Source organism: Bartonella sp. OD88NMGDW (assembly GCF_042193775.1).
GTDB lineage: Bacteria > Pseudomonadota > Alphaproteobacteria > Rhizobiales > Rhizobiaceae > Bartonella > Bartonella grahamii.
Genome location: NZ_JBHIMA010000004.1, coordinates 41,805 through 63,466, shown reverse-complemented (window position 1 = coordinate 63,466; position 21,662 = coordinate 41,805). Strand labels below are relative to the sequence as shown.

At 34.5% G+C, this 21,662-nt stretch carries 19 protein-coding genes; 8 read left to right on the top strand and 11 right to left on the bottom strand.

Going from position 1 to position 21,662, the window contains the following annotated elements; genetic code table 11:
- Positions 1-69 precede the first annotated feature (69 nt).
- The 4 genes from metG (at position 70) to ACFIJR_RS04535 (ending at position 3,681) form a co-directional block, all read left to right on the top strand.
- Positions 70-1,629: a methionine--tRNA ligase gene (gene metG, locus ACFIJR_RS04550; RefSeq protein ID WP_375653721.1), complete on the top strand. Its 1,560-nt coding sequence runs from the start codon at positions 70-72 to the stop codon at positions 1,627-1,629.
- Positions 1,619-2,392 carry a TatD family hydrolase gene (locus ACFIJR_RS04545; protein WP_375627281.1) on the top strand — a complete coding sequence of 258 codons (774 nt, stop codon included), beginning with the start codon at positions 1,619-1,621 and terminating at the stop codon, positions 2,390-2,392. The genes metG and ACFIJR_RS04545 overlap by 11 nt, the downstream gene beginning before the upstream one ends.
- A gap of 10 nt (positions 2,393-2,402) precedes the next feature.
- Entirely contained in the window at positions 2,403-3,212 is an 810-nt protein-coding gene (locus ACFIJR_RS04540) for an MBL fold metallo-hydrolase (protein ID WP_375627282.1), read from the top strand.
- A gap of 109 nt (positions 3,213-3,321) precedes the next feature.
- Complete coding sequence (locus ACFIJR_RS04535) at positions 3,322-3,681, top strand: hypothetical protein (RefSeq protein WP_375627283.1); 360 nt, start codon at positions 3,322-3,324, stop codon at positions 3,679-3,681.
- A gap of 293 nt (positions 3,682-3,974) precedes the next feature.
- On the opposite strand, the gene ACFIJR_RS04530 is transcribed toward ACFIJR_RS04535, so the two are convergent.
- The 3 genes from ACFIJR_RS04530 to pcsA are packed head-to-tail and all read right to left on the bottom strand — an operon-like array spanning position 3,975 to position 6,271.
- Positions 3,975-4,388, bottom strand: a complete 414-nt coding sequence (locus ACFIJR_RS04530) for a DUF6163 family protein (protein ID WP_375625848.1) — start codon at positions 4,386-4,388, stop codon at positions 3,975-3,977.
- Complete coding sequence (locus ACFIJR_RS04525; protein WP_375653720.1) at positions 4,385-5,431, bottom strand: enoyl-CoA hydratase/isomerase family protein; 1,047 nt, start codon at positions 5,429-5,431, stop codon at positions 4,385-4,387. Before ACFIJR_RS04525 ends, ACFIJR_RS04530 begins: the two co-directional genes overlap by 4 nt.
- A gap of 21 nt (positions 5,432-5,452) precedes the next feature.
- On the bottom strand, positions 5,453-6,271 hold the full coding sequence (gene pcsA, locus ACFIJR_RS04520; protein ID WP_375653718.1) for a phosphatidylcholine synthase: 819 nt from the start codon (positions 6,269-6,271) through the stop codon (positions 5,453-5,455).
- A gap of 182 nt (positions 6,272-6,453) precedes the next feature.
- Here pcsA and ACFIJR_RS04515 point away from each other — a divergent pair, with 182 nt between their 5' ends.
- From ACFIJR_RS04515 to sodC, 4 genes are all read left to right on the top strand, one after another.
- Positions 6,454-7,680, top strand: coding sequence for a UbiH/UbiF family hydroxylase (locus tag ACFIJR_RS04515; RefSeq protein WP_375653717.1), 1,227 nt, complete (start codon positions 6,454-6,456; stop codon positions 7,678-7,680).
- 391 nt (positions 7,681-8,071) lie between these two features.
- The gene (locus ACFIJR_RS04510) at positions 8,072-8,416 is read left to right on the top strand and encodes a hypothetical protein (protein ID WP_375653716.1); all 345 of its coding nucleotides are present in this window, start codon (positions 8,072-8,074) and stop codon (positions 8,414-8,416) included.
- Positions 8,394-8,750, top strand: a complete 357-nt coding sequence (locus ACFIJR_RS04505; protein ID WP_375653715.1) for a hypothetical protein — start codon at positions 8,394-8,396, stop codon at positions 8,748-8,750. Before ACFIJR_RS04510 ends, ACFIJR_RS04505 begins: the two co-directional genes overlap by 23 nt.
- A gap of 415 nt (positions 8,751-9,165) precedes the next feature.
- On the top strand, positions 9,166-9,660 hold the full coding sequence (sodC, locus tag ACFIJR_RS04500) for a superoxide dismutase [Cu-Zn] SodC (RefSeq protein ID WP_375653713.1): 495 nt from the start codon (positions 9,166-9,168) through the stop codon (positions 9,658-9,660).
- 648 nt (positions 9,661-10,308) lie between these two features.
- Here the strand turns inward: sodC and ACFIJR_RS04495 are convergent.
- The 8 genes from ACFIJR_RS04495 to sufB form a co-directional block, all read right to left on the bottom strand.
- The gene (locus tag ACFIJR_RS04495; RefSeq protein ID WP_375627288.1) at positions 10,309-11,247 is read right to left on the bottom strand and encodes a COG2958 family protein; all 939 of its coding nucleotides are present in this window, start codon (positions 11,245-11,247) and stop codon (positions 10,309-10,311) included.
- A gap of 443 nt (positions 11,248-11,690) precedes the next feature.
- Positions 11,691-14,441, bottom strand: a complete 2,751-nt coding sequence (locus ACFIJR_RS04490) for a DEAD/DEAH box helicase (RefSeq protein ID WP_375653712.1) — start codon at positions 14,439-14,441, stop codon at positions 11,691-11,693.
- A gap of 22 nt (positions 14,442-14,463) precedes the next feature.
- Positions 14,464-16,104: a site-specific DNA-methyltransferase gene (locus ACFIJR_RS04485; RefSeq protein ID WP_375653711.1), complete on the bottom strand. Its 1,641-nt coding sequence runs from the start codon at positions 16,102-16,104 to the stop codon at positions 14,464-14,466.
- An 83-nt stretch (positions 16,105-16,187) separates the two neighbouring features.
- Positions 16,188-16,589 (bottom strand): SUF system Fe-S cluster assembly protein, encoded by a 402-nt coding sequence (locus ACFIJR_RS04480; RefSeq protein WP_273787976.1) that lies wholly within the window; start codon positions 16,587-16,589, stop codon positions 16,188-16,190.
- The gene (locus ACFIJR_RS04475; RefSeq protein ID WP_375625868.1) at positions 16,582-17,826 is read right to left on the bottom strand and encodes a cysteine desulfurase; all 1,245 of its coding nucleotides are present in this window, start codon (positions 17,824-17,826) and stop codon (positions 16,582-16,584) included. The genes ACFIJR_RS04480 and ACFIJR_RS04475 overlap by 8 nt, the downstream gene beginning before the upstream one ends.
- Positions 17,827-17,836: 10 nt before the next feature.
- Positions 17,837-19,099, bottom strand: a complete 1,263-nt coding sequence (gene sufD, locus ACFIJR_RS04470; RefSeq protein WP_375625870.1) for a Fe-S cluster assembly protein SufD — start codon at positions 19,097-19,099, stop codon at positions 17,837-17,839.
- Between the two features lie 11 nt (positions 19,100-19,110).
- A complete protein-coding gene (gene sufC, locus ACFIJR_RS04465; RefSeq protein WP_375627291.1) occupies positions 19,111-19,866 on the bottom strand; it encodes a Fe-S cluster assembly ATPase SufC in 756 nt (251 codons plus the stop codon).
- A 158-nt stretch (positions 19,867-20,024) separates the two neighbouring features.
- Positions 20,025-21,536 (bottom strand): Fe-S cluster assembly protein SufB, encoded by a 1,512-nt coding sequence (gene sufB / locus ACFIJR_RS04460; RefSeq protein WP_375625872.1) that lies wholly within the window; start codon positions 21,534-21,536, stop codon positions 20,025-20,027.
- Positions 21,537-21,662: the final 126 nt, after the last annotated feature.

The following is a 21,662-nucleotide window of genomic DNA, read 5'->3' as shown; positions in this document are numbered from 1 at the left end:
GTGACAATACGATGAACAGACGTTATGTCATTATATCTTTTATTTATAGGGTTTTACAACGAGTATGACATGCGTGACACATATTACATAACAACTCCCATTTTTTATCCTAATGGTGCTCCACATATTGGGCATGCCTATAGTGCAATTGCAAGCGATGTCTTAGCCCGCTTTCAACGATTAAACGGAAAAAATGTATTTTTTCTTTCTGGTACAGATGAGCATGGTCTAAAGATGCAACAAACCGCAGCAGCATTAGGCATGACACCTCAGCAACTTGCAGATCGTAATAGTGCTGTATTTCAAAAAATGCTTGCAGTATTAAATTGTTCTAACGATGATTTTATCCGTACGACAGAAGAACGCCATTATCAAGCTTGTCAAGAAATTTGGAAAAAGATGGAAGCAAATGGCGATATTTATCTCGGTCGTTATACGGGGTGGTATTCGGTTCGCCAAGAAGCCTATTATGAAGAAAAAGATACGGAAATTGGACCAGACAACATCCGTCGTGAGAAGGAATTAGGCTCTCCAGTTGAATGGAATGAAGAAGAAAGTTATTTTTTTAGACTTTCTCATTATGAAAAGCCTCTTCTTGAATATTATGAAGAACATCCTGATTTTATTGCTCCATTTGAGCGGCGTAATGAAATTATAAGTTTTATCAAATCAGGTTTAAAAGATATCTCTATTTCACGCGCAAGTTTTAATTGGGGAATTACTGTTCCAGAGAATCCAAAGCACGTGATGTATGTCTGGGTTGATGCGCTTACAAATTATCTATCAGCAATTGGTTTTTTCAATGAAAATTCAAAAAATCGTGATTTTTGGCCTGCAAATACGCATATTATTGGTAAGGATATTATTCGTTTTCATGCAGTCTATTGGCCGGCATTTTTAATGTCTGCGGGAATTGAATTGCCTAAAAATATTTTTGCACATGGTTTTTTACTTAATCGTGGTGCAAAAATGTCAAAATCTATTGGAAATGTCGTTGATCCTTTTGAAATGGTTGATCATTATGGTCTTGATCAGGTTCGTTATTTTCTTCTCCGTGAAGTGCCATTTGGACAAGATGGTAGTTATAGCCATGAAAGCCTTGTAAACCGTATTAATGCTGATCTTGCTAATGATCTTGGTAATTTAGCGCAGCGCTCCTTGTCTATGATTGCCAAAAATTGTAATGCACAAGTCCCGAGACCAACTTCATTTTTAGCTCAAGATCAACAGCTTTTAGAACAATCTCTTCAAGTACTTGAAACTGTACATCAAGCTATGTCTTCCTATAGTATGCATTTAGCACTTTCAGCTATTTTTTCAATTGTAGCGGATGCCAATCGCTATTTTGCCAATGAACAACCTTGGAGTTTACGTAAAAATGACCAAGAGCGATTTTCTACAGTTCTTTATATCACTGTAGAAATCTTGCGGAGAATAGGAATTATGCTTTTGCCTTTCATACCCCAATCAGCAGCCAAACTTCTTGATAGCCTTGCGGTTGCTGAAGATGATCGGTTATTGTATCATATAAGTCGTTCAAAAATTCAAGAAGGGCTTGATCTTCCACCACCAGAACCGATTTTTCCTCGTTATATCTTGAAGAAAGAAGATACTTATCATGTTGATTGATACACATTGTCATCTTGATTTTGAAGATTTTTCACAAGATTTGGATAATGTTATCCAACGGGCTTTAGATGCTGATGTTAAACGTATGATAACAATTTCAACCCATGTTCATAAGTTAGATAAGCTTTTAGCCATTTCGCAAAGCTATGACCAAGTCTTTTGTTCCGTTGGAACACACCCCAATCATGCGCATGAAGAACAAAATATTACAGCGGAAGAGCTTATACAGCTCTCGAATCACCCTAAAATTGTTGCATTTGGGGAAGGGGGGCTTGATTACCATTATGATTATTCTACACCAGAAGAGCAAAAGAAAGTTTTTCAAGAACATATCATTGCTTCTCGAGAAACACAGATTCCTCTTGTTATACATTCACGCAATGCCGATATCGATATGGAGAAAATATTACGTGAACAGATAAAAGAAGGAGCTTTTCCTTTTATCCTTCATTGTTATTCGTCTGGAATGCAACTTGCTCGTGCTGGAATCGAACTTGGTGGTTATATTTCTTTTTCAGGTATTCTTACTTTTAAAAGTGCACTTGAAATCCGTGAAATAGCAAAAATTGTGCCCCATGAGCATTTATTAGTGGAAACAGATGCTCCATTCTTAGCACCTATTCCCCATCGAGGCAAAACAAATGAACCATCTTTTGTATGCTATACAGCAGCTGTTTTGGCTGAAACAATTGGCTTAAGCATTGAAGAAACAGCTCAAATAACAACGCGTAATGCTTTTCGTTTATTTAGTAAAATGAAATAAGGCAAAAGATATGTGTGATCAATACCGATTTACAATATTAGGTTGTGGTCCTTCTCCAGGAGTGCCACGACCCAATGGTGATTGGGGAACATGTGATCCGAATAACCCTAAAAATAAACGCTACAGAAGTTCTTTATTAGTTGAACGTATTAAACCTTCAGGAGACAAAACAACAATCGTTATTGATACAGGTCCAGATTTTCGCTCACAAATGATTGATGCGCGTGTAAGCCATCTTGATGCTGCTCTTTACACACATTCTCATGCAGACCATATCCACGGTATTGATGATTTACGCAGCTATGCACTTGCACAAAAATGTTTAATAGATATCTATGCTGACAGATTTACACTAGAGCATCTCAAAAGTGCTTTCGGATATTGTTTTCAAACACCAAAAGCTTCATCTTATTCTCCCATTTTAAAAGAGCATCTTATCAATGAAGATAGTCAATTTATTATTCAGGGGCAGGGCGGAGCAATAAGCGTCAATACACATTTACAAAACCACGGAAACATTTATTCCTTAGGTTTTCGGATTGGGAATGTTGCCTATTGTACGGATGTTAGTGAATTTCCTGAAAAAACTTTATCCAAATTAATGGATCTGGATGTTCTAATCATTGACGCTCTCCAATTTAAATCCCATCCGAGTCATTTTTCTGTTGATCAAGCATTACAATGGATAGAATATTTAAAGCCAAAACAAGCAATACTTACACATATGGATAGATCGCTGGATTACAACAAGGTTATAAATTATGTTCCATCCTATGTAAAACCTGCATATCAAGGTCTTACTTTTGAAACAGATGCGTAAGCTTATTATGCGCAATATTTTAAGTTAAATAAAACACTTTTAAATTTATCCTTTATTTTATTTCATTTTTGACATATTTAGTGTTTTTTATGTCAAAAATGAGGCTTTTATGTATAAGAATTTTAAGCGGGGTGTATGTATTGTGGTTTTAGCAGTTTCCTTGACAGCATGTGGGGGGCGTTTAGAAAAAAATATTTCAACGACAACATTACATGACGGATCAATGAGTTGTGCCGATATTCAACGGGAGTTTTTTGCTAATAAACGTCAGATTAATGATACAATTGCAGAGCGTTCTAAAGCAAGAAATAAAAATGTGGCTTTAGCAGCAACAAGTATTGTATTTTTGCCTGCTTTGTTTTTTATGGATCCTAAATCCAGTGAAAGTAATGAAATTTCAGCGTTAAATAATCGCAATGCTGTGTTGAGTGATCTTGCACGTATAAAACGTTGTAAAATAGTACAGTAATTTTTATTATTTATACGACGTAATTTCATTACAACTATTTTGGTCTTTAAGAAATTTTTCTTAAAGACCAAATATTTTAATATGCTGTTCAATACCATAATTTAGTTTTAAAAGTGAATTGTACGATTATAAATATGATTTATGTTTTAAAATAGGGTTTCTTTTGTTTTGCTGTATCATATTATCGCATAATATATATTATGGAACTTTATGGAAAGAGTATATCTGGAATTAGCGCTTTGAGGAACGTATGTTTGAAAATCGAGCCTGTTATTCTGGCTCGAAAATTTCAATCACGATGTTTTTTTATTTTTTACTCTTTTTAAAAAAAACATCACAATTTGCAGTATTATGAAAGCTAAAAACAATATTCCATGAAATAATGGCAGAAATGGCTGATAAATAAAATCAGAATAATATATTGTTATTGCTTCAATCAATGCTGCAATCCACCACACGATGATACCCCATAATGAATACATCCAAAGTCCAACTAAGGCAATAGGATAGAGAATAGCCAATATAGCTGATGCAAATTGCCACTGCCAAGGCATAAGATCAAAACGCCATAGAATACCTGGAAAAACACCAACAAGGCGTATCCAATAACAAATACCTAGGACTAAGCAAATGAGTGCCAAAAACCGCAAATAACAGTTATAGATTAAATTGATTTTTGAAATCCGTTTGTGTGAATTATTTTTCACAATAATAACTCTTTCTCAACAGGTTGGAAGTAAGAATCCACCATTTCATCTGTCACATTTGAAAGTTTATCTGGCTGCCATTGAGGTCTTTTGTCCTTATCGATTAACATAGCACGTATACCTTCATGAAAATCATGTGAATTAATCATATGATGTGCAATGCGGTTTTCAATTTTCATACAATCTTCCAACGTTTGAGATGAATTTTGTTTCATTTGTTTCCAGATAACTTTTAAACTTATCGGAGAACGTAACTGCAAAATATCATAACATTCTTTAGCAAACAAAATACCTTCATTACTTTTTTTATGTAGCAACTCAAGACATTTTTCTAAGGTATGGGCACTAAAACAAGTGTTAATAATACAACGTATTTCATGACTCGTTTCATAGTCTTTTGTAATTGCTCGCTCGTTTAAAGCTAAAGTAGGATCTCCTTGCTCAATAATAGCTTTTCTAATCATATCGAATTCAATTTCAGCAACGGCGTGTGTTGCTAATCCTAAATTTAAGCAATCTCCCCACTTTATGCGTGCACCCGTTAATGCAAGATATATGCCAAAATGATTGGGAAGAGATGGTAAGAAAAAACTTGCACCTACATCTGGAAAAAATCCAATCGCACCTTCTGGCATAGCAAAAACAGTATTTTCTGTAACAATTCGATGCGAACCATAGAGAGAAATCCCTACCCCTCCTCCCATCCAAATACCATTTAGGAAAGAAATGTAGGGCTTTGAAAAACGTTTGATATAAGCATTTAGACTATATTCATCACTAAAATACTGACAAGCAGTGGCACTTTTCCCCATATGATAGATTTCTACAACATCTCCACCAGCACAAAAAGCGCGCCCTTCCCCTTCAATTAAGACACAAGAGATATTATCATCTGTTTCCCATGTCCTGAGAGCTTTTTTTAAAGCTGAAACCATTCGTTGATTAAGAGCGTTTAATGCTGAAGGGCGTGTGAGCTTTATAATACCAGCACGCCCATCTTTCGTAAAAGAAATATCACCATCTGCTCCAAAATCAATTTTCATCTTATACCCTTCTTAAAACAACTATTTTATTGTCTTTTTTATATTTTTTGCCCCAAGTTGAGGAAATATTTGCATGATTGCGCCGATACAATATATGTAAATTCCTGTTACCGAAATTCCTATTTTAACCCAATAGGGAGCCTCTAGTTGATAAAAGAATGCAGAAACACCAAAAAAACACCATAAGAGAAAAATTGGAAAATTAATCCTACGTAAACGAAGAACTCTTACTGGATGAATAAAATAAATTGGCAAAAAAGATATAATCGCCGATAAAACAATAATGATAAAAGTAATCCACTCTTCGGGTCTGACGACAAAAAGCGTAAAAATCATCATATTCCAAACAACAGGAAATCCTTTAAAAAAGTTTTCTTTGGTTTTCATACTAGTATCTGCATAATAAATAGCAGATGAAATAACAATAATTGCACTCAATGAAAATGATAACCCTACCCCCATGAAACCACTTTGATAGAGTGCAAAGGCAGGAATTAAAACATAAGTCACGTAATCAATAATATTATCTAACAGCTCTCCAGACCATGTTGGAAGAACGTATTTAACATCAAGTTTACGTGCAATTGGTCCATCTATACCATCAACGAGAAGTGCAAGCCCAAGCCAACAGAACATAGCTGTCCATTCTTTTTGAGAGGCTGATATAAGAGAAAGAAACGCTAAGAATGATCCCGAAGCTGTTAGTAAATGAACAGAAAAAGCCTTTGCTTGTGGCATTGTTACTTTTTTATGGCGTAATAAGTTTGCATTTGTTTTGATTTTCTTTGTTAGTTTACGTTTCAAGGTTTTCTTATCCTCGTTTTTTAAGTCTTCAACCATCTATCAATACGCCATTTCTTACCGATGATATAACTCAGCATTTAAAAAAATCATAAAAAGGTTACTTTTTTATATCGTGTTATTTATTACATACTATAATAGGAGAGGTTCATATAATAAAAAGAGAGTGATTATTTGGAAATATTAAAATATTTTTTCAATGGAGAAAGGTTCAAATCGTTGTGATATTTGAAAAGAAAGAACATAAAGATATTGCTGTTATTGGTGCAGGTCCTGTCGGAATGCTAGCCGCACTGAGTCTTGCACATGAGGGGCTTTCTGTTTTTCTTGTTGGTCCCCCTGCTCATACAGATGAGTTGCGGACAACTGCTCTTATGATGCCTGCAATACGCATGCTTCAAAAACTCAATATTTGGAATAATATTCAAAAACATGCTGCTGCTTTATCATCCATGAGAATTATAGATATAACTTCTAGAATTGTGCATGCTCCTACGGTGCATTTTTCTTCTGCTGAAATTGGTGAAAAAGCTTTTGGCTACAATATACCTAATGTAAAATTGAACAGTGCTTTAGTCGATGCTGTTACACATACCCCTAATATTACAAGATTTTTTTCTGCAGCCAAATCGTTTCATCACACAAAAAATCATGTATGTATTACTCTTGCTGATCGTAGTGTCATTCAAGCACCACTTGTTGTTGCAGCTGATGGGCGTCACTCTCTTACACGTGCAGCAGCAGGGATAAGTGTCAAACAGTGGAATTATCCACAAAAAGCACTTGTTCTCAACTTTTCTCATGAGTTTTCTCATCAAAATACATCAACCGAATTTCATACAGAACATGGTCCATTTACACAGGTTCCTCTACCAGGGCGAAGATCTAGTCTTGTATGGGTTGTTCATCCTTCTCGTGCTGAGGAATTGTTGCATATAGAACAAAATGCAATTGCAAAAATGATCGAAAACAAAATGCAATCAATGCTTGGAAAGCTACGCTTAGAAACATCAATTCAAGCATGGCCGCTTTCAGGACTTCTTTCTCATCATTTTGCTGCTAATCGAACAATTTTAATGGGTGAAGCCGCTCATGTTTTCCCCCCTATTGGGGCACAGGGATTGAATTTAGGATTCCGTGATGTCCAAACTTTGATTGATATTTTACCTAACAAAATATCCAATTCTAACTCTGAAATGATTGTTGCGCATTATAACAAATGCCGCAAACCAGATACATTAATCCGAAGTGGAGCTGTTCATACACTTAACTCTGCTCTACTTTCTCACATGTTGCCTGTTCATATCATACGAAGCGTTGGGCTTGGTTTGTTACATAGTTTCTCACCATTACGTAATTTATTTATGCGCGAAGGAATGTATCCCGGTTACGGATTCAAGGAAATTATGCAAATATTTCCAACAAAATCATCTAAACAGCTCTACTGAGCAATAATAAGCGATATAATCGCTCTATGGTTTAATATTGCATTTTGAATAATATCTATTACTGATGTAAAAAATATTATATATATTTAGCATACTGATATGGAATAGAGAAAATTAATTATAGACTACGGCTAAAATTGTAAAGATATCTTGCTAAATCATATCTGTTAAATTTTGCAATATAAAGCAAATAAAAAATAACACCGTTTTGAGATAGTTATTTTATAACATTAATTTTAACAAGAAAATAAATAATAAAAAACATTTTTATTTAATCAATAGATTTTCAAAAATTTTTATCGTTAAGTATAATATTAAAAATAAAATCATCTTGGGAACTTGTTAGTAACACAGAGGTTAATAAAGTGTTGTTTCAACAAATGGTGACCAGATGAAAATAAATAATTTTTTGAAATTAAGTATTTTTTTTATAATGATTTTATGTTTCTCGTTGACAGTCACTACTTCAATCAGTGAAGTTTTTCATCTTCCTTATTGTCAAACCTTTACCTATACCTCTACTCAAAATGTCACTAAAATAGGTCAGAACTCATTTACTGCTTCACAAGTTAAAAATTGTCTTATGCAAAACGGTTTTGAGAATATTAAACGATTACGTCTAGATGACAAAGGCATCTGGCGTGCTTTAGTAAAATTTAAAAAGTCCCATTTTTTGGTATCCGTTGACTACTCAGGAACAGTTAGCATTCAAAATGAAAGAAAAAAATATGATTGATTTTAAAACTTACAGCAACGTTTCTTTTCATAACTGTAAGAAAAGAAAATTAAAAAAGTACTGCCATTCTATGAAAGAATTTGCTTTCATTGGCGGTTTAAATGGTAGCGTATCTGGAGCTATCGCAGCAACTCTTGCAGCTTATGGTTATATTGCTCTTCCAGGATTTGGTCCAGTTATCGCAATGGGTATAGGAGTAGCACTTTCTGCTGGAATGATAATAGGAGCACTGATAGGATCAGGAATGGGAGGGAGTGTTGGTATATGCTGTATTTTATGGGAAATTTATATGAATCATAATAATTCTTTCTCTTATAAATTTCATAATGAATAGAAATTTTAATCATTTTTTCTATGAAAAACAATTAAATCATCAACAAATTATATGTTCTGTTTTTTGATAAAATAGTTATCTATTATAAATGAAATAATATCTAACTTATTAAAATTGCTTTATTACACCCCAAAAAGTAGATTTTTTAAAGCATCTCTTGAAGAAATGTAAGCGAGATATAATTATCAATCTATGAAAGCTACATTTTTTATAGATCAAAAAATGAGAGTTATGTTCAGAGCACATATATATAATTTAATTTATTTGCTCTTTCTAAGAACTAATATTTCTATGTAAATTATTTTACTTAAATTTCAATTTAAGAAACTTATAAATATTTTTATAGATAAAATTTATTTAAAGATAAGTATAAATGTATTTTATGAAAAAAATATTATTATCATTATTGGTTTTTATGGCATTTTTAATTCATAAAAATTCTGCATTAGCATTATCAACACAAGTAAATATTTATAAACTAGAAGATAATAATTCAAAAAAGGCTATTGGTAGCATTAAAATTGAAGAAACCACATACGGTTTGATTTTCATCCCTAATTTATCTACTTTATCAGAAGGGATGCATGGTTTTCATGTGCATGTAAATCCTTCATGTGATACAAAAGATGGCATCATTGGTGGAAGCGCAGGTGGACATTATGATCCAGAACATACCGGAAAACATTTAGGACCTTATAATGTCAATGGTCATCTTGGTGATTTACCAGCACTTTATGTTGATAAGCAAGGATATGCCACGATGAGCGTTCTTGCTCCACGATTAAAAAAAATCTCTGAAATTAAAGGGCGCTCTTTAGTCATTCATTTAGGGGCAGATAATCAATCAGATAAACCATTACCGCTTGGCGGAGGTGGTGCGCGTTTGGCGTGCGGTATTATTGATAAATAAAGAGAGTATTATGGCAAACTGTGACAGTACACACTCCCTTTACCATAAGATGTGAGAGAAATTTATTTTTTTAAATCTATTGCAAGAAATTGAGTAAACTGTGTGGGTGTTTTATAAAATCAATGTTTTTTTGAATGTCCACTTCGGATAACAAAAAACTTAATAATAATCAAAGCGAACAGCAATGAAAATTAAAAAAATAGTATTATAAATTCTCCATAAAGAAGACTTCAATATGAGGAAGTAATATTTTCAATGCTTGATGTAAAAAAAGAAAAAAAGTTGAATTTCACTCTCTACAATAGAAAATTTGTAATAAATTATAATCATTAAAACTAGTATCTAATGGAATCACGCCCCACGCACAAAATAGAACGGGTCTAAAACAGAATTTTTACTCTTCCCCTACTCAACCCTACTCATGAGATGCACGCAAACAATTTTGATTGATACAATATCAATATAAGATCGTTTGAAAGGATTGAATGCTAGAATATTCCCTCCCTCATTTAAGTTTAAAAAAGACTAATTATCATTACAAATCAATATGTTATATCAATATAATAAGTCAAATAAAATAGTTAGAGTAATTTTTTATCACTCTGAAAAAAGGGCTTTTAAACAATAGAGTCTTTTTAAAACATCCCCTCATGGATACATATGATCCCAATCTAGTGGACGCATCTCGCCAGTTTGATAAAATTGACGAATGAGTTTAATATAATCAAGAAAATCTTTGTTTTCCTCAACTAATCTATTAGCAGTATCCCAGTCAATATCACTACGTTCTTTGGCTGGAATTAAGATCTCACTCTCGGAAGAGTTTTCCTTATTGAGTCTTATAAATCCAATTCCATGCAAACTTGAAAGCATTCGAAGCTCTTTTAATGTGTCAACCCCTTCAATTTCACTAGCAACTAAATAACTCAAATTAGCCCATGAAGAATTACTAACTGTTTGAAAAAATGCTTTTCGTAAATTTGAACGATTGATGAGAATTTTTACTTCAAAAGACCAAAGCTTCGTTTTTTTATCAAAATCTTGCAAAACACAATCTTTGATTTCACGATTCCATTCACTGCTTAAATCTTGCATTCCTACGAGATCTGGATAAAGCCATTTATTTCCGCCTGCACCATGTTTATTACGAGAACATTTCTCATTAATGCGCTTGCTGTAAACTGCAAGCTCTGACCATAAAAATTTAGATAATAACGGATAAAGATCATGCTCTTTAATAGAACCATCTTCTGTTCTACTCTTTGCATTGTCCTCTACTGCATCAATTTCAGCACTATCTGTTTGTTTAGTAAAATAATATTGCCGTGGTCGTCCTTCAGTGGTTTTAATTTCTGAATAACGCTTTTGTAACTGAGGGCGTCTTGCTCCTATTTCAGCAACAATTTGCTGAATAAGGGCTGCATCACTCTTAAGAGGAGTAATTATTGCCGTTGAATGCTTTTGTTTTTGACGGCATTTATCTGGGTAATTTTCAAATACCCATTGAGCAATTTCTCGAGCTGTAAATTTTGTTGTCGGGTTTTTCTTTAAAAAATTAAAAACAGTGTTTATTAAATTCAAAGTCATATGAAAAATTCTCCCCTCTCACCCTCTGGATATTTCATTATATTCAGGCTTTTTAAATGAAAGAACAATAAACTATTTAAGTTTTTTAAAGAAAGCATATTTATAAAATTACCCAATAAAATTAAAATATTTTTTGAATTTGTGACTATAAATTCAAAGATCTTTTCACATAAGGAAAGTAAGATTGTACTTTTATCAAAAATTGTAAATGTGCTAAAAATTCCCATAAAAAATCATAATCTTGTGTAACTTTTCTATACATTTTTCCTTTTATTTTAATGTTGTTAGAAAAAAATATTAATTTTTTGATTTAAAAAATCCCTAATATTTTTAAGTTAATGATGCGATAGTGCAAAAAATTAAAAATAATTATCCAAACATTTGATTGCACCTCACATCCGTCAATTAAAAAACTTATGTGTTTTATTTTTGAAAAAAATAAATTATGAGCTCTCAAGTATAGATTCTGAAATGGTAAACTCTGCACATAAACCTTCAAAACTATTATTTGCTTTAATAGCATCATGGGGAATAAGAACATAATACCATTTTTTACCGACATAAGTAGCTGCGTAGCGCGTTGCATGACAACACCATTGAACTGCAGCTTCTCTTTTTTTTAAAATAATAGGATTTTGCATTTCAGAGGCTTTTTTAGGCTCACAAAGATACTTGGCATCCTCCGTTTCTACAACAAAGTCCGGTTCATAAGTTGATCCTTTATCATATTCTATTCTGAAAAACCCCCGAGCAGGTTTCATCCATTTCAATACTTGTGCATCATCCTCTAATATCTGAGCAAATCGTAACTCCCCTTCTACTGAATCAAACTTTTGTAAAGGATAACAGCATTTTCTAAAGCCGCTGAATACAAGTTTCTTAATATCGCTTTTAATGGCAGGAATATTACGAAAATCAAGATGAGACGTCCCCTGCGGTAATACATAATGGATAGGCGATAAAGTTGTAAAACCCCGTGTCACTTTAACCTCATAATCTTTTTGCGTTTCCCACTGATGTTCTCTTAATTGCGCAACAATAAAACTAATAAGCTTATGCTGATAGTGAATTAATACGTTCTCAACGGCTGCATCATTGGGTAAATAAGATCGGAAATGTTCTACTATCTGACTAGCTAATTTTCGTAATAAGAGCGTATGGTTATCATAATCGACAAAGTCATTATCAATCAAACCACGAATGATGTAATTTTCGAGATAAGGCTCTTTGACATATTCATTCTTAGAAGTGAGAAAAATGCTTTTATGGGTACGCAATTCTCGAATTAAAAGTTCTTTACTAACAGGTTGCAAATTTAAGTTTTCTAAATTTTCCAAATCAAAATCAGAAAAACCATAAGTAACCTCACGCGAAGGAATGAGTACAATATTGGGAATATCTATCATCAATTCTGCTAATTTTTTTGTCAAAATTGTAACCACTTTTGATACAAGAGACTTTTGTGATGAAGGCTTAATATTCATAACTTTATTAGCAATTTTTTCTTGTATCGGTGCAGAATAAAGCATTTGAGAACTTGGCAATTTATCATTCTCTTTGATAAGATCCCACGCGATCGCTGCAATATCTCGCTCTTCAGGCGTTAATGTAGGGGAATCTGGATTACGTAATATGATACCTTGTAAATCAGATGCTTCATTTATATCGGAATTACGTGTTACCATCGTTTGCATCAATAAAGCTTCTACTTGACATGGAACCGTCACAATATCTGACTTTTCAGAGGGTACATCCCCCTCTCTTCCAATCTCAATATGCTTTTTTATAATTGAGTTTGGATCGTTTGCACGATCAATAATATCTTGAAAACGATCATGCGCAATAATTGTTAAACGATCAATAGCTTCCACGCCTGTTCTATACCCATAAGGCAAACGCAATCCACGCCCAATTGTTTGCTCTGTTAAAATTTCTGAAGCCGATGCACGCAACGGTACAATAGTATAGAGATTCGTAACATCCCACCCCTCCTTTAATTTATTAACGTGAATAACAATTTCTGTTGGGTCATGAGAATCTTCAATTGCAATAAGCTTTTGAATATTTTGATCTTCTTCTATATTCGACTGTTTTGTATGAATCTCTATAACTTTTCCCTTATAAGCCCCTGCGAAAAATTCATCTGATTCCAATAAATTCCGTAGTTTTTGTGCATGATTTGTATCTTGAGCAACAACTAAAATAAAAGGCTTAACGAACTTTTTGTTATAATCTTTTGCATAGACAATTAAATCTGCTTTCACATTTTCATGGGCATGAATTGCATCTTGTAATTTGATATGTTCTAATTGCTCAGATGTATAATTTTGAAGTTGAAAATCTTTACGTGTAGCAACAGCAGGTTCTTTTACAAAACCATCCCTCATAGCCTCTGCAAGTGAATAACTATAGACAACATTTTTAAAATCTACGGGTTTTGCACCTATTGTTTTTGGTGTCGCTGTAAGCTCTATTCCTAAAACAGGTTTTAACTCATTAATTGCCGCTGCACCAGCAGAAGCACGATAACGATGAGCTTCATCCATTAACAAAACTAAATCAGGAAGATTTGCGAGATAATCAAAATAACTTTCGCCAATTGTCTCTTGTAAGCGTTTAATCCTCGGCATACTAGATTTTAGTGCGCCTTTTTTATTATCTGTTGTATTAATTTTAGAAATATTAAAAATATTGATAAAGGCCGTGTCTCTATTCTCAAACAAACGCTTTTGTCCTTGAAAATAGTGTTCATCAGTGCGAATACCTTTACCACTTTCATAATCTTCACCTGTAATAATAACAGGTCTATTTGCAATGAATTCACTTATTCCACTAAAGACATACTTTGGGCTTTGGGGACTAAAATCCTGTTTTAACTTTTCATAAATAGTCAAATTTGGCGCTAAAACAAAAAAATGGCGACTGCGACCTGTTAAATAAAGATAGCTAATAAAAGCCCCCATAAGTCGCGTTTTCCCAACACCTGTTGCTAAGGCAAAACAAAAAGAGGGAAAGTTTCGTTCAAAATCTTGCACAGAAGGATAAAGATTTTTTATCACTTCTAACTCTGCAACCAAATCAGCATTTTTAGAAAGCTCTATATTTTCTAAGATTTTTACCAAAATATTTAAAGATTCACGTTGAGGATCACGTAACGATAAGCGAGCAGAAATCCTTTTTTCAACAGTGTTCATGAAAAACTCCGCTTTTTATATATTATTCAAATAGATCTAATTCTGCTTGCGCAATATCTTTATTTTTGTTGTTTTCTTTTACTACAATCACTGGTTCAAGATTGGCTACATTTAAACTGTAATCGTCCCTTCCCCATTCGCATTTTTCTAATATTGCACGGGGGATTTTAGTGAGTGTCAGATTTTCAAAGGATGCTGATTTTGTATCAAAGGCTGTGCCACAAATCAGCAACGTGCGATGAGAGCCTACCTCTTCACTCATTATACGGAGTTGTTCATGGGTCATAGCGCTTGTTGTGACATAAATATAATCTGTTTCGGTTGAATACCCTTGCATCCAATAATGATTTTCATCAGGTGCGTAGGTAAATCCCATATGTTTGCACATTGCTTCTGAAAGCATCGCAGCATTATATTCGCGACTAATAATCCATTGTCCCCATGGATCTTTTTGTAACAGAGAAGGTGCAAGGCGATAATAGCGAAATCCACCGCCACCTTGCCAATTAACACTTTTGGAAATTCCCCCTTGATCAGTTCCATCAATGACTTGTTTTAAACGAGGGATAATGTGGGTATGACAATGTTCACCAAGCTCAACCATAATCCACTTTCTTCCCATTTTATGGGCAACAGCACCGGTTGTGCCAGAACCAGCAAAAGAATCCAGTACAAGATCACCGGGATTAGTGGCAAGTTGAATAATGCGTTCCATTAAACGCTCAGGTTTGGGAGTTGTAAAGACACTATCAGAATTAAAAACTTTGACTTCTCTTTTGGCATCTTGGTTGTGTCCCACTTCTGTGTAGGGCCAAATCGTCATACTGGTTATGCCCTGCTTAACCTCAGAAACAAAACGTTTAATCCTTGGCACTCCACCGTTATCTGTTCCAAACCAAATGCGATTATCTTTTAATAATTCAGAGAATTTGTGTTTGCTAACCCGCCAACTCGTTCCAGCAGGAGGCATCACCTTGCGTCCAGAAGGTGTGATGATTTCGTAAATATCCTTAGGTGTTACTCTTTTTACGGATAAGTCTCCAGATTGCCAAGGACCGCGAGGATCATTATCAGGGTTTTTATAGCGCGCATCCATATCGCTTGAACGAGGAAGCAATTGAGGGCGCCAAACAGTTTTATCTTTAGCATAAACCATTACAAAATCATGGTTGTCTGAAAGCCACTTTGCATCATTTTGTGGAGCATATTTTTTTTGCCAAATGATATTGTTTATAAAATTTTTTCGACCAAAAATTTCATCCATTAACACTTTAAGATAAGCTTGCTCGTCATCATCAATTGATATCCAGATACTTCCATCATCTGCCAGTAAATGATGTAACAATTCTAGCCTGTCTCTCATAAGGCTTAGCCATATAGAATGCTCTAAACCATCTTCATAATGTTCAAAGGCATTGCCTGTATTATAAGGCGGATCGATATAGATACATTTTACCTTCCCCATACATTCTTGTTCAAGTGCTTTGAGTGCGAGCAAATTGTCACCAAAAATAAGTTTATTATCAAAAATGTCCTGAGATGATATTTGATGCGAAGCGTGATAAGATTTTTCAAGATCTTCTAATAAGATACGAGGCTCTAGTTTTGGGCGTTTTTCTTTTCCAATCCAGTTAAGTTCTAATTTTTGTTTATTATAACTCATGCGATCGTCTTTAAATTCAAATGCTTGTGAAAAGTAAACAGCTTATTCATGAATGGCTAAATTAGAGTCTCTTAACAATACTTTTAGTACCATCCGACAGCAATTTGAGCTTCTTCTGACATACAATCAGGTGTCCATGGTGGATCAAAAGTCATAGTGACTTCAACATACGAAACCCCTTCAACTGCACTGACTGCATTTTCTACCCACCCCGGCATTTCACCAGCAACAGGGCATCCCGGTGCTGTAAGAGTCATTTCAATTTTTACTGAACGATCATCTTCAATATCAATACGATAAATCAGTCCAAGCTCATAAATATCAGCAGGAATCTCTGGGTCATAAACTGTTTTGAGAGCAGCAATAATATCATTCGTCATACGATCAATTTCATCTGCTGGAATTGCTGATATATAAGATTTTTTATTTTCGCTTACAGTTTCAACAGATTCTGTAGAATGACGCTCTTCAATTGATTCAGCCATTAAAAAATGTCCTTGTTTCTTTCAATGCTTCTACTAATTGATCTACATCTTCTTGAGTGTTATACATGGCTAATGATGCCCGACAAATAGATGTTAGACCAAAGCGCTGTAATAAAGGCTGTGCACAATGGGTTCCCGCGCGTATTGCAACTCCTTTTCTATCAATAAACATAGCGATATCATGGGCGTGAATCCCTTCAATTGTAAATGATATAATAGCTCCTTTATTGGGAGAATGACCATAAATACGCAATGACTCAACCATTTTAAGTTTTTCCTGCGCATAAGCTAAAAGGGATCTCTCATGGGCATGAATCGTGCTACGACCTTTCTCTTGTATATAATCAATAGCCGCAGTTAATCCAATAGCTTCAACGATAGGAGGAGTGCCTGCTTCAAAACGGTAAGGAGGAGCATTATAGAAAACCTTATCGGTTGTTACCTCCTCGATCATTTCCCCTCCCCCTTGAAAAGGACGCATTTCTTCTAATCTATCTTTCTTACCATACAGAACACCAATACCGGTGGGACCATAAAGCTTATGACCTGTAAAGACATACCAATCACAATCGAGATCTTGCACATCAACGGTTAAATGTACTGCTCCTTGAGAACCATCAACAAGAACCGGAATAGAATCTTGATGAGCTAGTTTAATAATCTCTTTAACAGGAGGCACAGTTCCTAATATATTGGACATATGCGTTATAGCAACAAGCCGCGTTTTTTCGCTTAAAGCCTTTTGGAAATCTTCAATGTGCAGAACACCATTTTCATCGACAGGAACAAAAATAAGTTTAACACCTTTTTGTTCACGGAGAAAATGCCAAGGAATAATATTTGAATGATGTTCCATGATCGTTAGAACAATCTCATCACCTTCTTTGAGTTTGGGCATCGCCCAACCATAAGCAACAGTATTAATAGCTTCTGTTGCATTTTTCGTAAAAACAATTTCTTCAGCTTTTTGAGCATTTAGAAAAACACGAACGGTTTCACGAGAATTTTCATAGGATTGTGTTGCTATATTGGCTAAAAAATACATTCCCCTATGCACATTAGCATAACTATAGTGATAATAATTATTCATTGCATTGAGTACTGACATTGGTTTTTGGGCAGAAGCACTACTATCAAGATATGCTAATCGCTTTCCATAAACTTGATGGTGCAAAATAGGAAAATCACGCCGAATTTCTTCGACATTATAAGTAAATGTTTGTACGTTATTTTCCATTTTTTCTACCTTAAACATTTTTTTCAAGCCATTTACTAATGATATTCTCCAAAACGATTTGAATCTTATCCTGCTTGATGTCATCAATGAGCTCAGAGATAAATCCTTTAATCAAAAGTGCACGAGCCGTTTTAAATGGGATACCACGCGCCATAAGATAAAAAAGATAATCATGATTAATATTAGCAACTGTTGCACCATGACCGCATGCAACATCATCCGCAAAAATCTCAAGTTCAGGCTTTGCATTAAATTCTGCATCATCTGAAAGAATAAGGCTATTACAAGCCATGCGTGCATCTGTTTTTTGCGCTTTTTGAGAAACACGTATTATTCCTTGGAAAACACCAACAGCCTTATCTGTAACTACATTGCGTATAATTTCGGTTGATGTTGACTTTTCTTCCACATGACGAACAGTCATTGTAAGATCACTATGTGTTTGTCCTGATAATAAATTTATGACACGTAATTGAAAATTAGATTCTTCTCCCTGTAATTCAATATCGATTTCTTGGCGATTTAATTGGCTCCCTATATTAATGACATAAAGTGATAACTTCGCTCTTTGAGCAAGAACAGCACAAAATCGACCAAATTGTGTAGAATTAAAATCACGATTGCGAATGAGAATCCACGTAACATCACTATCAGCAGCAATATTTAATGAAAATATTGAACTGACAAAGGTATCTTTATCATTGCCAACCTGATGTTCAATAAATATAACTTGACTATTTTTATCAACTTTTATATCCGAAAAAATATGAGATTGTCCCCCCATTTGTATATTTTGTAATTCAATGGGAATATTTAACTTTGTATTTTCAGGGATGTGAAAAAGCCAACCATCTGTAACAAAAGCTGTATTCAACTGTCCAATAAAATCCTCATCAGAAATGTTTTGATTTACCTGTACAGAATTATCTTTTAATGCGTCTGAAAGGCGTTTTACTGTAATGTTATCTACCTTTGACTCTATTGATGTTTTTCCATTGTTTATAGAAAAAACAGCACTTTCTGAAAGCAAAGCATCAATCAATTGATTGTTTTGAACTTTTGAAAAATTGCTAATAGACTTCAGTAAGGTACGCAGATTGGTATAATGCCAGCTTTCGATTTTACGGGAAGGAAGCTGTGTCGTTTGAAACTGCTCAATAGCTTTCTTGCGAATTTCCCGTATAGCTTTATCACCAGGTAAGTCGTTTACATACTGATTGAAATTACTGAGTATATTTTCTTCAATTGCTAACAAGTTTTGCTGTGTATTCATATTCAATAACCTCAAACTGCTTCCCTGATAAGATCAGCATACCCATTTTGCTCTAAATAAATCGCTAAGGATTTATCTCCGCTTTTGATAATTTGTCCTTTATAAAGAACATGTACAGTATCAGGAATGATATAATTAAGCAGCCGTTGATAATGGGTAATCACCAAAAATGAACGTTTTGAATCCCGAAGTTTATTAACACCATCTGCAACAATTTTTAGTGCATCAATGTCTAAACCAGAATCCGTTTCATCTAAAATGCAAAGTTTAGGTTCAAGAAGTGCCATTTGTAAAATTTCAGCGCGTTTTTTTTCTCCACCTGAAAAACCCACATTTAATGGACGCTTTAGCATATCCATATCTATTTCAAGTTTGGCTGAAACTTCCTTAACACATTTTATAAATTCAGGAATTTTAAGCTCTCTGTCACCGCGTGCTTTGCGTTGAGAATTCATCGCAACTTTTAAAAATTCCATCGTTGCTACCCCTGGTATTTCCATTGGATATTGAAATGCAAGAAAAACACCATATGCAGCACGTTCTGCTGGATCCATTTCTAAAAGTGATTGTCCATTATAGAGAATATCTCCTTCTGTTATTTCATAATCATCACGACCAGCAAGCAAATAAGACAAAGTTGATTTTCCGGCTCCATTTTGTCCCATGATAGCGGCAACTTCTCCATCTTGAACTGTCAAGTTTAAACCACGAATAACTTCTGTATCGGTTCCAGCAATACGGGCGTGCAAATTTTTTATCTCTAACATAATTTAATCCTGTTTTGGCTGTTTTTCAGATACCAATGCATATTATTTTGCCTTAGCATCCATCTACTTTTGTAATTACCATAGAGGTCATTTTTAGCATGATTTGCTACTGTTACAGCCTTTTTACATCAAGTCTTCTATTTATCTAATTCAATAAATTATCCAACACTACCTTCAAGGCTGATACCAATAAGCTTTTGTGCTTCGACAGCAAATTCCATGGGAAGTTTTTGAATGACCTCTTTTACAAAACCATTTACAATTAATGCGATAGCTTCTTCTTCGGGAATTCCTCTCTGCATAACATAAAAAAGTTGGTCATCAGAAATTTTTGATGTTGTGGCTTCATGTTCAAACTGAGCTGTTGCATTTTTTGCTTCAATATAAGGAACTGTATGCGCACCACAATCATTCCCGATTAACAAACTATCACATTGCGTAAAATTACGCGCATTTTGTGCTTTTCGATGTGCTGTAACTTGTCCTCGATAAGTGTTATTTGAAAAACCTGCGGAAATGCCTTTGGAAATAATACGACTGGATGTATTTTTTCCCAAATGAATCATTTTTGTACCGGAATCAATTTGTTGATGACCATTTGCAACAGCAATAGAATAAAATTCTCCACGCGCATTATCACCACGGAGTAAGCAGGATGGATATTTCCAAGTAATCGCAGAACCAGTCTCAACTTGTGTCCATGAAATTTTAGAGTTATCACCTCGACAATCTCCACGCTTCGTCACAAAATTATAAATACCGCCCTTTCCATCTTTATCGCCAGGATACCAGTTTTGTACTGTAGAATATTTAATCTCTGCATTTTTAAGGGCAATAAGCTCAACAACAGCAGCATGAAGTTGGTTTTCATCACGTTGGGGTGCTGTACATCCTTCAAGATAAGAAACATAGGAATCTTCAGCGGCGATAATCAATGTTCGTTCAAATTGGCCAGTGTTGCGTTCATTAATCCTAAAATAAGTTGAAAGCTCCATAGGACAACGAACCCCTTTGGGAATATAAACAAATGAACCATCTGTAAAGACAGCTGCATTTAAGGCTGCATAATAATTATCACTTATAGGTACAACTGTTCCTAAATATTCCTTAATAAGCTCAGAATGTTCAATAATCGCCTCTGAAATAGAACAAAAAATCACACCAGCACGTGCCAGCTCTTTTTTGAATGTTGTTACAACAGAAACAGAATCAAAGACTGCATCAACAGCCACCTGCCCCGATACAGACATACTGTCATCAAAAGTAGAGGGATCAGACTGTTTTCTTACTCCTGCCAAAATCTCTTGTTCTTTAAGGGGAATGCCAAGTTTTTCGTACATTGCTAATAACTCAGGATCCACTTCATCCAAAGATTTTGGTCCTGTATGATTTTTTGGAGCAGCATAATAATAAAGCTCCTGAAAATCAATTTTAGGATATTCAAGACGCGCCCAATGAGGCTCTTGCATTGTCAGCCAACGGCGGTAAGCTTTTAAGCGCCATGTTAGCATCCATTCAGGCTCATGTTTTTTAGCAGAAATGAATTTGATAATATCTTCATTTAAGCCTTTTGGAGCTTTATCTGTTTCAATATTGGTTTCAAAACCATATTTATATTGGTCAACATCTATTTCACGTACTTGGCGTATTGTTTCTTGTACTGCCGGCATAAATTTTCTCCATTTTTTGGCGTCAAAAACCGGTAACTAAAAGTCTTGTTTTTTCCAAGATTAAAGTAAGCAAGTTATTTCCTAGGCTATAGGTAAAGTGCAAAAATTTCAATCAAACTTATCTTA